Source organism: Leptolyngbya sp. FACHB-671, assembly GCF_014695745.1.
GTDB lineage: Bacteria > Cyanobacteriota > Cyanobacteriia > Elainellales > Elainellaceae > JAAUTN01.
This window is the reverse complement of the sequence record NZ_JACJOV010000153.1, coordinates 463905-477362: the sequence shown is the minus strand read 5'-3', so window position 1 is coordinate 477362 and position 13458 is coordinate 463905. Positions and strand designations below refer to the sequence as shown.

The following is a 13458-nucleotide window of genomic DNA, read 5'->3' as shown; positions in this document are numbered from 1 at the left end:
TAGCCCTATTTTTTGGAATTGGTATTAGAAACGCAATCTGCCAGTTGTAATTAGTTGTAGCCCAGCAACAAGGGAGACAAACGCCAGGAAAAAAGTCCATAAGCTAGTCGGTTTCAGGACAACGCCACCGCTGACGAAGACTAGCAGAATTCCTAGCCCAACCAAAACCCAACCTAAGCCACCCGCACTTCTGTTAAAGAAAAGCAGCGCTACAACTCCACTAGTGACTGCTAAGACTGAACCTGCAGCAGAGATATCACGCCACCAATAGGGGGCTGTTTGCGTAGTGAAAATGATATTTTGCCCCAGAAAGTAAATCCCGACTAGCAGCAGTGCTAATCCAATAAGTTTGAGTAGAAGCCGCATTGCCCGTGATAACGCTACTGCACAATCTTAGCCAGGCAAAGGGCGATTGCCCTAAAACGCTACATCTCTAAACTCGCGCAAGTAGAGTTGCTCCGATATCTGCACTTGAAACCACAGTCCTTGCTCAATACCGATTTTTAGAAAAACCTGGTCAGTAGCATCTGGACAATGGATCGTAGATAACCACTGCCAGCGCTTGTAGTCTTCTAAAGCTGATTCAAGCCGTTTCGTTTTACTGATCTGTCTCATGGGTAGACCTCAATGCTACTCCCCCTCCCTACTCTAGTCATTCAATCGCGTTCCTGTTGAATTCTTAAAGTTTAATTCTTGAAAAACATACGTTCTGTTAAGTGAGCACTTTTCAAAAATCAAATTGAGTTCCCCTGGATAGAGAGTCCGCTGTAAAGTTGTCCATCACCCGTCCATTCCTGGCAGCCTGCTAGTCCCGAGTTTGGGTCTTGCGAATAGGTGTCCGTCGGCACCCAAACCCGCACGGTTTGGTCAAGCAAAACCTGGTAGAGATATTCCACATCTGGCTTGAAGCTCAGTCCGATGCGCAGGTTTGAGAAGTCGTCTTCACAAATTTCAAACCCAAACCGCACGACGATTTGAGCAACTAGACATTCTGGAGTATCAGAATATTCTCCGGAAATGTCTCTTTCTTGCCAAAATTTCTCCAGGAATCGGTTCAGAATTGGCAAAACTTTGGCAGGGGAACCATTTCGACTGGCATAAATAATTGCCGGGTTGTCCTCTACAACGATGTGACAAGGAATAGTAGCCATTTGCCTCCTGGATTAATCAGGTTAATCCTCGATTAATTTTTCTTATTACTATCTAGATATAGCAGTCCTAAATTAATTGTTTTAAGACGATCGGGTTGTGAGCGCACCCCATCGGGGTGCGCTCATAACCTATTTAGGATTGCTACAGTGATGGGCTGAATTTGCTGTTCTTTTTCCCACATTCCCACCAGCACAGTTTAGGAGCATCGCGAGTGAACGCTGCCGAGCAAGCAATAAATTTTGAAGTTGCTACCCAGATCGCAACGGTCGTGAATTTGTTTAAGGCAGAGTTCCCAGATGTGAGGGCTGACTTGAAGCCTTGGGCAAATGACCCGGATACCCGTGAGCTGATTGATCCTGACTCGATCGACATTGGCTTTCACTTTCCAGGCAGGAGCCGATTGTTTCAAAGCCGCAGTATTTTGCTCCAGATCCGGTTTCATGCCGATTTGCTGACCAACTCGTACCGGGCGATCGGCGTTGAGGCGGCTGGGTTTGACCATCAAGGCAAGCAGTGGCAGTTTTCCACCATTCAGGATTGGTGCTTTGTCGGCGTAAGCTGTCCCTCGACCGAGACTGGAGAGCAGTTTAAGCGGCTTTGTCGGCAGATTCTTGAGTTGTTTAATCAGGCTGAAGAAAAGCTTGAGGGGTAAGCAGCTATTTGAAAAATTGTTCTTTTCCGATAATTTGTGTTGCAGGGAGAAAAGTAGGCAAGATGAGGCAGACAGTGTGTGTTTTCCTAATTTGTGTTGCAGAAGTGCTGACAGAAGACGAAGTGTCCAACATAATGGTTGTGAAAAACCTGTGAATTCTGCTTTACTAAAGTTAAAGTTCTGATAAGGATAATTTCACAACTCTTGACTTTGTTCCTGAATTAAGCGATCGCCCCGTTTGAGTCCTTGCAGGTTGGTGTGAGTTAAGCGTTCACCTATGGGTTCATCTCTGGCTTAAATGGGTTGATGGGAGTCACTGGGGACGTGGGTGCAATCCCCATAAAGATTAGGGTGTGAGTTTGTTAGGGTGCGACAGTTAAACGAAACGCAAGAATGCAGTGCAAGTAAAGCAATGCAAAGTGGGCTAGGCATTATCTACCGTGCTTCAGCCGACTAACCGGGGAAGCATTTACCGCAGTCAAAAAAAATTCATTCAAACTTTCCGGATGAGCCATTGACTTCACAGAATTATTAAGTACAGGCTCTACCTGACGAAAGTTTCCATGAAGAATTGCACGTTTAGGAGTTCATTCTCCTAGGCGACGTGTCCTAGCGGTAATTTTGGCGGCTAATGACCTAGCAAGTACAGCCATTCTAGGGGGACTCTATGGCAGAGCAATTGAGATTTCAGACTGAATACGCGCAAGAAGGTGCAATACGTCAACCCCAAGTCGATTTCGCTGAAGTGCCAGATCGGGTGGGCTTGCCGCTACAAGATGTAGATTTTTCTCCATCTGAGTTAGCTAATGCTACGCCAGCTTGTATTCATCTTGATTTGGAGGAACTGGACTGTTTTGAGGTCGTTGATCAGCAGTTCCAGGAGCATGGGGTCGAATTCTCAAATGCGATCGCTCTGCATCCCTCTAATCCAGCTTTTCCATCTCGTTCTGGTTCCAAGGTGTTGATTGGTTCACCCAAAAACGGCTGGGTTGAGGCGACTTTCCGCTGCCCGGTTCGATTTGTCAGTGGGTTTGTCACCAGCTCTCGCCGCACGGTGCTAGCCGCTTTTGATGCCAACAATCAGCCCGTTGCTCAGGCAGAAACTCCGGGGGCAAATCTGGCAGGGTCGGGGTCCGACGTTCCGCCGAATGTGCAGCTTAGCTTGAAGGCGGCAAACATTCACCGGATCACGTTTTATGCCTTCGATGGGCAACTGACGCTGAACGATTTTAGCTTCAGCTTCCAGTAGCACCCCGCTTAATGGAGATACTTTTGAATGTGAAAGCTTACTTTCACATTCAAAAGTCATTGTTGCAATCGTTAAAGCTTTCAACAGTGCTAGTTCTTATACAAACTTGATTTGCAGATGTTGCAGATGTGGGTAGGGGCGCACCGCAGTGCGCCCTTACAGAAATTGATGTGTCGCGGAATCCGTTTAAATCGGTATTAGGTTTGAGTTTGAAGTGAATGGGTTCTTTGGCGCTAAGCAGATGTACGGGCTGACCTTGCTATAGCGCCATAAGTTCCCTGACTCAACTAGCTCTGTGCTGACTTGGAGGACTGTCTCCATGCGCGATCGCCATTCCATGCCTAAACTGACAACTTCAGAAGGGCAAAAGCTTTTTTCAGCGTCTCTTTGAGAAATTAGCTCTTTAGAGAAATTAGCTTTTATTTGCCGCCATAGTAAAAGGCGATTTCTTTTTCCTTTAATGGCGCAAAGTCAGCTGCGACCAGCATTTGATCGAGTTCTGCTTGGGAAATGTGCTTGGCTCCAATGCGGACAATGCGCGATCGCATCGTATTTGAAACGCCGCTGCGCTGCCGCCCTGCTTCCAGTCCCATCACCTTGTGATAGAGGTCTAGCTTAGCTTGGGGAATGGGTGAGCCATCAAAATCGTTTCCGCTGGCGATCGCTACATCGATAGCATCTGCACCCGTTGTTTGATTAGGATTTACTTCAGCAGCCATAGGAGTCCGTTTGGGAATGCGCTTCAAAGTGTACGCAGGCATTTTACCAGGGGGCAATCGCCCCTGTGATACTGATTCGATTATTTGAAGGCGCTTTCTACACGGAACACGCCTTGAATACACCTTAAGCATGAATGGGGGCGCAGCTAAGCCGCGCCCCCATTCATGCTTAAGAAATGATCCATGCAGAATGAATATGAAAACAGCCTGAGAGGCATAAAGAAAATCTTTGCTGAGCCTTGGTTCTCCAAAAAGTTGACTACTCTGAAGGGGATGAAGTCCCCAGCGCTATCACAAGCAAGCAGAGAGTCTTATGGCACAGAGTTTTGGTTTAATTGGCTTAGCAGTGATGGGTGAAAACCTGGCGCTTAACGTCGAGCGCAATGGGTTTCCGATTACGGTATACAACCGTTCACCCGAAAAAACAAACACGTTTATGGCAGAACGCGCTCAGGGCAAGAACGTCGTAGCTACCTATTCGTTAGAAGAATTCGTTCAATCCCTAGAGCGTCCCCGCCGAATTCTCGTCATGGTGAAGGCGGGTGGCCCTGTCGATGCAGTGATCGAGCAACTCAAACCCCTGCTAGAGCAGGACGACATGATTATTGACGGTGGCAACTCTCTCTATGAGGACACCGAACGTCGAGTTAAAAACCTGGAATCAACGGGTCTACAATTTATCGGCATGGGAGTCAGCGGTGGTGAAGAAGGCGCACTCAATGGCCCTAGCCTGATGCCCGGTGGCACACGCGCTGCGTATGAGGCGATCGAGCCAATCGTCACCAAAATTGCCGCTCAAGTAGACGATGGCCCTTGCGTGACCTACATCGGGCCAGGTGGTTCAGGGCACTACGTCAAAATGGTGCATAACGGCATTGAATATGGTGATATGCAGCTGATTGCAGAGGCCTATGACCTCTTGAGAAACACGCTGGGGCTTGACCACAACCAGCTTCAGGAGGTGTTTGCTGAGTGGAACACCACCGATGAACTCGACTCTTTTTTAATCGAAATTACCGCTAACATTTTCAAGAAACTCGACCCGGATACCGGGATGCCCCTGGTAGACGTAATCATGGACGCAGCAGGGCAAAAAGGCACAGGACGCTGGACTGTCGTTAGCGCTCTAGAATTAGGCGTGAGTATTCCCACGATCACGGCGGCAGTCAATGCGCGTATCATGTCGTCCTACAAACAAGAGCGGATAGAAGCTTCTAAGCAGCTATCGGGCCCAACGGGCAAATATGACGGCGATACCCAGAGCTTCATCAATAAAATTCGGGATGCGCTCTACTGCTCTAAGATTTGCTCCTACGCTCAGGGCATGGCACTGATCGGCAAAGCCTCCCAAGAGTTTAACTACGGCATCGACCTGGGTGAAACGGCGCGAATTTGGAAGGCTGGTTGCATTATTCGGGCACGCTTCTTGGGCAAGATCAAACATGCCTACGATGAGAACCCACAGCTTGCTAACCTGCTGCTCGCACCTGAGTTCGTTCAAACGATTCTCGATCGTCAGGAGGCTTGGCGAGAGGTGCTGGCTGTTGCGGCTAAGCTAGGAGTTCCGGTTCCTGCCTTTAGCGCATCGCTGGACTACTTTGATAGCTATCGGCGCGATCGCCTTCCCCAAAACTTGACTCAGGCTCAGCGTGACTACTTCGGTGCTCATACTTACGAGCGTACCGACAAGCCTGGAGTATTCCACGCAGATTGGTTCTAAAGCTCGATTTATCTATCATGCATGGGGCAGGGTTTCACCCTGCCCCATTTTTTGTCCTAATTGCATTTAGGGGATTTATACCACTGCAAGTTCTGGCGATCGCTCTGTGAATTATGTCCGTTCCGGAGTGATATCCGAAAATTCACAGAATCTTTAAAAAGAGCTTTTCCTTCCCTTGTGCATTCCCTTCAATCTTCGATTCGTCAGTCTTTTGAGCAACTGGAAGCGATCAGCTTAAGTCTTGATTTTGCTCAGAATTTTGATCCCCTTGCGCAACTCAGCGATTCAACCTGCTACCAGAGGTGTATAACATTAAGGTCAAGCAGCAGCTTGCAGCCAAAATGTTTGAATCTGTTCAAGCAGCCTTAATATCAAGCGCTGAAAAAGCGTCGCTCTGATGCAGACCATTCCAAACGGTTCTGTAAGATAGCTACAAAACACAGACCAAAATGATGTGTATCATCCATTTAGTATTCAGAGTAACTGCAATTTTTTACAACGAAATCTACTGAACTGCTGGCTAAAGTCTGTGTTCAGAAATATTTGACTAATCCGTCTTAACCTACTTAGGATTCAAGCTGTTTTTACATTCAGGAAAAGTCTAAAAGCATTGCGCTGATTCACTCTTGTTGAAAGAAAGACAAGAGTCTGTTTGAATGAAATGTGGTATAAGAAGAAGACTGCAATCACATCTACTACCTCCAAAGATAGAATTTTTAGAAACTCAGGGTCGATTTCTTGTATGGTTGCAACTGCGTAGCTAAAAAGTTTGAACGTGCAAACAATCTACCACCCAGTTTGATAGAGGAGTCCTGATGTCGGAAGTCGTTGTTCAGCCACCTGGTGGTACGCCACCTACACCTGTTTTTTTCGGGCTAAGGGCAATCAGTAGTCGAGCCATTGTCTTGAGAAGACCTTCTCCCGAAGGCCCGATTATTGCTTTTGGGAGCAATAGCAATGACAGCATTCGAACAGTTTCCCGAAGTAATACAGATCGGTTTATCCTCCGGGGCGTTGATGGAAACGACACTTTAGAAGGCGGTGCCAACAACGACAGGCTCCTAGGGGGGCGTGGCAGTGATCTCCTCTCCGGCGGCAGAGGTAGAGACGTTGTCTATGGGGAGTCGGGGACTGACCGAGCTTATGGAGGCAGCGAAGGCGACTTGCTCTTTGGTGGCGCCGATAATGATGAACTCTTTGGCGAACAAGGTGCAGATGCTCTGCGCGGCGAGGCAGGCAACGATCGCCTCTATGGGGGCAGAGACAATGATCTACTCATAGGTGGTGCTGCCGATGACGTAATGTTGGGTGACCAAGGTGTGGATCGTTTGCGCGGCGGGGACGGCAACGATCGCCTCTATGGTGGCAGCGAAAGCGATCGCATCTATGGGGATAATGGCAACGACATTATCTTTGGAGATGCTGGTAACGATCTGGCAATGGGGAGCTCTGGCAACGACCAAATCTATGGCGGCGTAGGCAACGACCGCCTGTTAGGCGGTATTGGAGATGACATTGCCTTCGGAGATGCCGGAAACGACACCGTTGCCGGAGAAGATGGCAACGATCGCCTCTATGGTGGCAGTGGCAGGGATGCTGTTGTCGGTGGTGCTGGAGACGACGTAATTTTTGGAGATGTCTCCCGGCGAGGAGATAGTGGAGTCGATGGTAATGATCGCCTCTTTGGTGGCGATGGCAGCGATCGCCTCTCTGGTGACGGTGGTGATGATTTGCTCTCCGGCGACGCAGGCGCAGACGTGCTGACGGGTGGTGCTGGCAGAGATACGTTCCGCTTGGGTGAAGACTCAACAGGTAATGGGCAGCTAGACCGAATTCTGGACTTTACCCCTGGCGAAGACACAATTGAGATGAGTCGCTCGTTGTTGCCAGGAGCCAACCTTGGGACAGGGCAATTAAGCGCAGAAGATTTCACTATTGTTCAAAATATTAACTCGGTAACAACCTCCCCGCTCGGTCAGTCAGAGGTTCGTGCCAGAGTGATTTACGAACAAAGCACTGGTCTCGTGTATTACTACTCTGGCAATGGTCAGAGCGTTGCACTATTCCAATTGCAGAGCAACCTTAATCTCAGTGCTTCTGCCTTTGAGATTTTTTAGTTGGAAAGGATAAGGAATGGAGGATGAGGGATGAAAGCTTTTGTCCCTCATCGGTCGGTCTAGCTACCAGAGAGCTTTAGCATTGCAACTGCAACTGCACCAGTTACATTACAACCTGGGTCATGTTCTGCATCAGCAGGAAGATCTGCCAGGAGCGATCGCCAGTTATCGACAAGCGATCGCTTTGTGCCCTAGCCATGCCAGCGCTCATTACAACTTGGCAGTAGCGCTGGATGAACAGGGACAAACTGAGGCGGCGATCGCCTATTACCGCCAGACCATCTTGCTGCAAGAGTCTGAGAATGATTCTGAGAATAATTGGAATCAGCTTTCTCTGAAGGCTTACCTGAATCTAGGTCAGGCACTCATCCAGCAGGGACAGTTGGATGAAGCTATTCAAACTTGCCAGCAGGTACTGGCTGGAAATTTGAGCCATTCTGCCTCAGCAGAATTTTACTGCTGCTTAGGTCAGGTATTTGTGGCTCAGGGGCAGGTGAATCGGGCGATCGCTGCTTATCAAAGTGCAATTTCACTACAGCCTGACTTAGCTGTAGCGCATTACGAACTGGGGAAACTTTGGCAACGGCAGGGACAATACGCCGCTGCGGTTAGCTGTTTTCAGCAAACCATCCAACTTCAGCCCGACCAGTCAGAGGTGTATGGCAACTGGGGTTCAGTGCTATTGAGATTGGGCAAGTTCAATGAGGCAATGCTGTGCTGGCAGCGGGCGATCGCCCTCCAACAAATTTTTGTGGAATCGTTTTGTCAGCGAGTCGCTACCCTGACGGAAACAGACTCCTTGACGCAAGCAAAAGTCGCCTGCGGTCGGTTTCTCACGGCGCTTCAGCATCAGCCTGACGACCCAACTGTTCTGACTTACCTCCAGCAAACCTACCTGCATCTGGCAAATGCGCTAACGGAGTACGGCGGTAGTGGTATCTACCAGCAAGCCGAAACCTATTACCATCAAGCCCTTCAACTTGAGCCACAAAACCCCATTCTGCATCTGCGGCTAGCAGACTGCTTGGTCAAACAGCAGCGATTGGAGGAAGCGATCGCCCACTATCGCCAGGGTTTAGGGAACTGCAAAGCTTCAGCAACAACCCAACTAGAAGTTCCAAACCCTCTAGCCTCCAACTCCCAACCCCCCCCCCCCCCCCCCTGCCTCGGACTCAACTGCCCCCCCTGTCTCACTCAAACTTTTGGCTCCTTCGAACCAATTCACTTGGGCAAAGGAATTCACACCTTGAGTAGCCAGGAGGCGATTGCCCCTGACCCTGCTCCCCTTCCTGTTGCAAAAATTGCCCGAGGTCGTGCCTGGATTGCACCCCAGAAAAATTATTGGCAAGTTTGCAATGCGATCGCCATTTTCACGTCTGACAATTGCCTGCAAGCAGACCTTTCTCGCGAATATCCAGGACAGCTACCCGGATGCCAGTATGCTCAAACTCACCATCGCGTGTTTGATCTGAATGAATTTCCGCCGCTGGAGCAAATTCAGGGAAAGGTTGCTGTTTTATCGGGGCTTTCGGGACACGTTTACTTTCACTGGATGGTAGATGTTTTACCGCGTCTGGAACTACTTCGTCAAAATGGCATTACCTGGGATGAAATCGATTATTTTTTGGTGAATAGCTATCAGCAGCCCTTCCAAAAAGAGACGCTCACTCAATTAGGGATTCCGTTAGAGAAGGTGTTAGAGAGCGATTACCATCCTCACCTTGAAGCAGAGTGGTTAATTGTTCCTTCTTTTGCCGGACATCTGGGCTGGGTACAAACATGGGCAGTCGATTTTTTAAGACGCGAATTTTTGCCCCAAAATTCTGCAACAATATCTGATACGGGTCATCTTAACAAATCTTTTGAATATCCTGAACGAGTTTATATCAGTCGTTCTAAAGCTCGATATCGGAACGTCTTGAATGAGACAGAAGTGATTCACCTGCTAGAGCAATATGGGTTTGCTGTAATCACGCTAGAATCACTTTCCTTTCAACAGCAAATTGCTTTATTTGCTGCGGCAAAAGTAATTATTGCTCCCCACGGTAGCGGCTTAACCAATCTGATATTTTGTCGCTCCGGCACCAGAATTGTGGAACTTGTTTCACCCCATTACATCAGACATTATTACTGGGTGATCAGCCAACACCTTCGGCTAGAGCATTATTATTTGCCAGGTGAAGGATTTGCCTGTCAACCCTTGCGTGAATTGATGTATCAAAACCCTTTAACGGAAGATGTTTTGGTGGGGCTTGATGCGCTCCAAAGCCTGTTAAAACGAATAGATTTAAACCCTATTTCACTCCGAATTTGACTGAATTTGAATTGAACCCGTGCATCTGAAAGCAAAGGACGCTGAATATGGTTTCAACTGTAGACTCAACAACGGCAGCCGCCCACTTTGCCGCAAAAGCCGAAGCTCATCTGAGCGCAGGACGGTTAGACGATGCGATCGCCACCTGTGAGCAAGCGTTGACCATTCAATCTGACTTTGCTCCTGCCTGCAAACTGCTGGGAAATGCGCTGCAAAAAGCAGGCAAAACCGAAGCGGCCATGGGTTGGTATCAAAAGGCTTTGACGATTCAGCCGGACTGGGCAGAAGCGCACGCTAACCTGGGCAGCCTGCACGCACAGCAGCAGCAGTGGCAGCAGGCTATCGCCCGTTTCCAAAAAGCGATCGCCCTCAAGCCCAATTTTGCTGGAGCGTTCCGCAACTTGGCGCGAGTGCTAACCCACACCGGAAACTCCAAAGCGGCGGCTGAGTGCTGGTATCAGGCGTTGGCGCTGGAGCCAGATAAAGCGCAGCCCGAAGACCACGTCAATCTGGGCAATGTGCTGTTTCGCCAAGGAGACCTATCCAAAGCGATCGCCTGCTATCGTCGAGCCATTCAGCTTGATCCTGACGTGGTGGGAGCCTACCAAAACCTGGCAGAAGCGCTGAGGCAACAGGGCGAATTGGACGAGGCGATCGCCTGCTACCGCAAAGCAATTGAACTGAGCAGCGCCAATCCTGAAGCTGACTCATCTCCCTCTCCTACGGTGCCACTAAATGGCAGCAACGGACATTCCCTCGGCTCAGCAAATGGAAATGGAAATGGCGTGAAGGGAGGGGATTCCCTCAATGGCAACGGTTCCACGAACGGCAAGCTTTCTCTAAATGAAAGCCATACGAATGGGAGCCATTCCCTCAACGGTGGACGGTCTGAGAATGGGAAGTTGCCCAGCCAGCCTCCGATTCAAAAAGCAGCCACTTACTGTGTCGAGGGCAAATGGGATCAGGCGATCGCTGTCTGTGAGCAAACCATTTCTCAGGCGCAGCGGGAAACGGCAGCGGCTCATGCCACCTTGGGCAAAGCCCTGCAAGCCAAGGGCAGACTTGCCGAGGCGCAGCGGCATTACACCGAAGCGTTAGAAATTCAGCCGACCCCAGACGTGTTGACGAGTCTGGGAACGCTGCACACGCAAAATCGCCAGTGGCAGGAGGCGCTGACCTGCTATCAGCGATCGATCGCCCTTAACCCTAACTTTGTCGAAGCGCACCGCAGCCTAGCAAAAGTGTGGCAGCAGCTCGAGAAGCCAGAACTGGCGGCAGACTGCTGGTTTCGAGCATTTACCCTGGAGCCACGCTGGGCAACGGCAGAGGAACACTTGAGCCTGGGCAACACGCTGCTGGAGCAAGACAAACTGGAGCAGGCGACCACTTGCTATCGTCGTGCTCTAGAGCAAAACCCTGGTTTTTCTGAGGCGTATCACAATCTGGGTGAGGTGTTTTGTCGTCAGCAAAACTGGCAAGAGGCGATCGCCTCCTACCGCAAAGCGATTCAGCTTCAGCCGAATGCAGATTCTTACCACAGCCTGGGCAAGATTTTGGCGCAGCACGAACGCTGGGAAGAAGCTGCTGCCTGTTACCAGAAAGCGACGAATTTTCAGGCAAATGGGTGGGAGCTTCACTACAACCTGGGCAATGCGCTGCTTAATCTTGAGCAATGGGAAACGGCCGCTGCTGCCTACCGTCGCTCGATTAAACTAAAGTCCGATTTTTCCTGGTCGCATCACAATCTAGGCAATGCGCTGCTGCAACTAGAGCGTTGGCAAGAGGCGACGGATGCGTTCCAGCGGGCAAATGAGTTAAACCCCAATTTTCAATGGTCACACGTCAATCTAGGCGACGCGCTAGCCGGACAGGGACAGTGGGAAGGAGCGATCGCCGCCTACCGCCACGCCCTGCGAATGCAGCCAGATCTACCTGCACTTCAGCAAAAACTGGGCGATGCGCTGCAACAGCGAGCCAAGTCAGATTTACAAAGCGCCTTTGATTGCTATGTTCGGGCAATTGAGCTACATCCTGACGACGTACAGCTTTACTATCAAGCGTTGGAAATTCAGTCTGACAATGCTGAACTGCACTTGAAACTGGGACTGACGCTGGCAAAACAAGGACGAATCGATGGAGCGATCGCCTTTTGTCAGATGGCAATCCAGCTTCAGCCCGATTACACCGAAGCGCATTTTGAACTGGGTAAAATCCTGGAGCGACACAATCAGCTAGAGTCTGCGATCGCCTGTTACCAAAAAGCGATCGAGCTGAAGCCTGAGTTTGTCTGGCACCATCAGTGTTTGGGTGAAACACTGGCAAAGCAAGACCGTTGGCAAGAAGCGATTGCCTGCTACCAGGAAGTGATCGCCCTTGACCCAGATATTCCCTGGTCTTATCACCACATGGGTAAGGCGCTAGCGCAACAGGGACATCTGGAGGAAGCGATCGCGTCCTTCCAGAAGACGCTCGACCTCAGCCCTAACCATTCCTGGTCCTATTACTTCATGGCAGATAGCTTTGCCCGTCAGCGCCAGTGGCAGGAGGCGATCGCCTGTTACCGCAAAGCGGTAGAACTGGAACCTCATTCTTTTGTGATTCAGGCAGCACTGGCTGAGACGCTGGCAAAACAAGGAGATTTGGAAGAGGCGGTAACTGCCTATCAGCGATCGCTTCAGCTTAACCCCCAGGCATCGTGGGCCTATTCGTGTCTGGGTGAAGTGTTTGCCAAGCAGGGACAAGTGGAAGAGGCGATCGCCGCTCAGCAACAGGCAATTCAAATTGACCCGGACAACCTTCAGCCATATCACAAGCTGATTGAGATGCAGCCTGAGCAAATGGATTGGTATCTGCAATTGGGAGATGCTCTGGTTGCTCAAAATCAGATTAATCAGGCAATTATTATTTACCAAATTGCGCTCGATCGACACCCCAGTTCAGACTTGGTTCGAGTGAAACTGGCAGAGGTTTTGCGACAACTAGGCGATAGCTTGATTGAGCAAAATAAACCCGAAAAAGCGATTGCTCCCTATTGTCATGCGACTGAATTAAATCCTGATTTGTCTGAATCGATCTTGCAGCAGGTTGAAGTTAACTGTCCTCAAATCTATTCGCTACTGCAGATTAAACTGACCTGTCAGTCTCAAATACAACTAGTAGATTCATCTGAACCGATTGTTACGGAACTAATCACCAATTCACCTAGCAGCTTATCTAGACAAGTTGAGCCATTGGTTGAAGCTTTGCTGCCTCAATTAGCACTTGACGAAGTGGCGATCGCTCCTTACTCCCAAGTGGTGCAGGAAATAACGCATTCCGAAGATTTACTTTTAGCATCAGAAGAGTTTTCTTCCCCAACCTGGGTACCGCTAAATCGATGGATTAAATCCCTTTTCAAGCAGTCCTGGAATCGCAAATCACAACTTGAATAAGGCAACGAGAAATTAAATTGTTTCTCATGGGTCAGTTATTCTCTATTAGTTATAGATTGCTAAGTCCATTGAGCAAATAGTTCATGGTCGTGATCGATAACTAG

General features: G+C 49.4%; 11 protein-coding genes. 6 read left to right on the top strand and 5 right to left on the bottom strand.

Annotation, left to right across the window (positions count from 1 at the left end; genetic code table 11):
• Positions 1-24: 24 nt before the first annotated feature.
• The 3 genes from H6F93_RS27480 to H6F93_RS27470 all read right to left on the bottom strand — a co-directional run bounded on the left by H6F93_RS27480 (position 25) and on the right by H6F93_RS27470 (position 1151).
• Positions 25-366 (bottom strand): hypothetical protein, encoded by a 342-nt coding sequence (locus tag H6F93_RS27480; RefSeq protein ID WP_190687863.1) that lies wholly within the window; start codon positions 364-366, stop codon positions 25-27.
• 51 nt (positions 367-417) lie between these two features.
• Positions 418-615 carry a hypothetical protein gene (locus H6F93_RS27475; RefSeq protein ID WP_190687860.1) on the bottom strand — a complete coding sequence of 66 codons (198 nt, stop codon included), beginning with the start codon at positions 613-615 and terminating at the stop codon, positions 418-420.
• A gap of 119 nt (positions 616-734) precedes the next feature.
• Entirely contained in the window at positions 735-1151 is a 417-nt protein-coding gene (locus tag H6F93_RS27470) for a histidine kinase (protein WP_190687857.1), read from the bottom strand.
• A gap of 212 nt (positions 1152-1363) precedes the next feature.
• Between H6F93_RS27470 and H6F93_RS27465 the strand changes: the two genes are divergently transcribed.
• Positions 1364-1804, top strand: a complete 441-nt coding sequence (locus H6F93_RS27465) for a Tery_1686 family protein (RefSeq protein ID WP_190641314.1) — start codon at positions 1364-1366, stop codon at positions 1802-1804.
• A 667-nt stretch (positions 1805-2471) separates the two neighbouring features.
• Positions 2472-3053, top strand: coding sequence for a hypothetical protein (locus tag H6F93_RS27460; RefSeq protein ID WP_190641315.1), 582 nt, complete (start codon positions 2472-2474; stop codon positions 3051-3053).
• Positions 3054-3239: 186 nt separating this feature from the next.
• On the opposite strand, the gene H6F93_RS35955 is transcribed toward H6F93_RS27460, so the two are convergent.
• Together H6F93_RS35955 and H6F93_RS27450 are read right to left on the bottom strand one after the other, a co-directional pair.
• On the bottom strand, positions 3240-3449 hold the full coding sequence (locus H6F93_RS35955) for a DUF3253 domain-containing protein (protein WP_524538029.1): 210 nt from the start codon (positions 3447-3449) through the stop codon (positions 3240-3242).
• A 23-nt stretch (positions 3450-3472) separates the two neighbouring features.
• Positions 3473-3772, bottom strand: coding sequence for a small RNA NsiR4-regulated ssr1528 family protein (locus tag H6F93_RS27450; protein WP_190687854.1), 300 nt, complete (start codon positions 3770-3772; stop codon positions 3473-3475).
• A 313-nt stretch (positions 3773-4085) separates the two neighbouring features.
• Here H6F93_RS27450 and gnd point away from each other — a divergent pair, with 313 nt between their 5' ends.
• The 4 genes from gnd to H6F93_RS27430 all read left to right on the top strand — a co-directional run bounded on the left by gnd (position 4086) and on the right by H6F93_RS27430 (position 13354).
• Complete coding sequence (gene gnd, locus H6F93_RS27445) at positions 4086-5492, top strand: NADP-dependent phosphogluconate dehydrogenase (RefSeq protein WP_190687851.1); 1407 nt, start codon at positions 4086-4088, stop codon at positions 5490-5492.
• 815 nt (positions 5493-6307) lie between these two features.
• A complete protein-coding gene (locus H6F93_RS27440; RefSeq protein WP_190687848.1) occupies positions 6308-7609 on the top strand; it encodes a calcium-binding protein in 1302 nt (433 codons plus the stop codon).
• 40 nt (positions 7610-7649) lie between these two features.
• Positions 7650-9923, top strand: coding sequence for a tetratricopeptide repeat protein (locus H6F93_RS27435; protein WP_190687845.1), 2274 nt, complete (start codon positions 7650-7652; stop codon positions 9921-9923).
• A gap of 47 nt (positions 9924-9970) precedes the next feature.
• Positions 9971-13354, top strand: a complete 3384-nt coding sequence (locus H6F93_RS27430; protein WP_190687842.1) for a tetratricopeptide repeat protein — start codon at positions 9971-9973, stop codon at positions 13352-13354.
• Positions 13355-13458: the final 104 nt, after the last annotated feature.

Bases quoted from the DNA above. Each gene is read 5' to 3' on its own strand.
- H6F93_RS27430 (WP_190687842.1), top strand. From the start codon at position 9,971: ATGGTTTCAACTGTAGACTCAACAACGGCAGCCGCCCACTTTGCCGCA.
- H6F93_RS27440 (WP_190687848.1), top strand. From the start codon at position 6,308: ATGTCGGAAGTCGTTGTTCAGCCACCTGGTGGTACGCCACCTACACCT.
- H6F93_RS27450 (WP_190687854.1), bottom strand. From the start codon at position 3,772: ATGGCTGCTGAAGTAAATCCTAATCAAACAACGGGTGCAGATGCTATC.
- H6F93_RS27460 (WP_190641315.1), top strand. From the start codon at position 2,472: ATGGCAGAGCAATTGAGATTTCAGACTGAATACGCGCAAGAAGGTGCA.
- H6F93_RS27480 (WP_190687863.1), bottom strand. From the start codon at position 366: ATGCGGCTTCTACTCAAACTTATTGGATTAGCACTGCTGCTAGTCGGG.
- gnd (WP_190687851.1), top strand. From the start codon at position 4,086: ATGGCACAGAGTTTTGGTTTAATTGGCTTAGCAGTGATGGGTGAAAAC.
- H6F93_RS27470 (WP_190687857.1), bottom strand. From the start codon at position 1,151: ATGGCTACTATTCCTTGTCACATCGTTGTAGAGGACAACCCGGCAATT.
- H6F93_RS27475 (WP_190687860.1), bottom strand. From the start codon at position 615: ATGAGACAGATCAGTAAAACGAAACGGCTTGAATCAGCTTTAGAAGAC.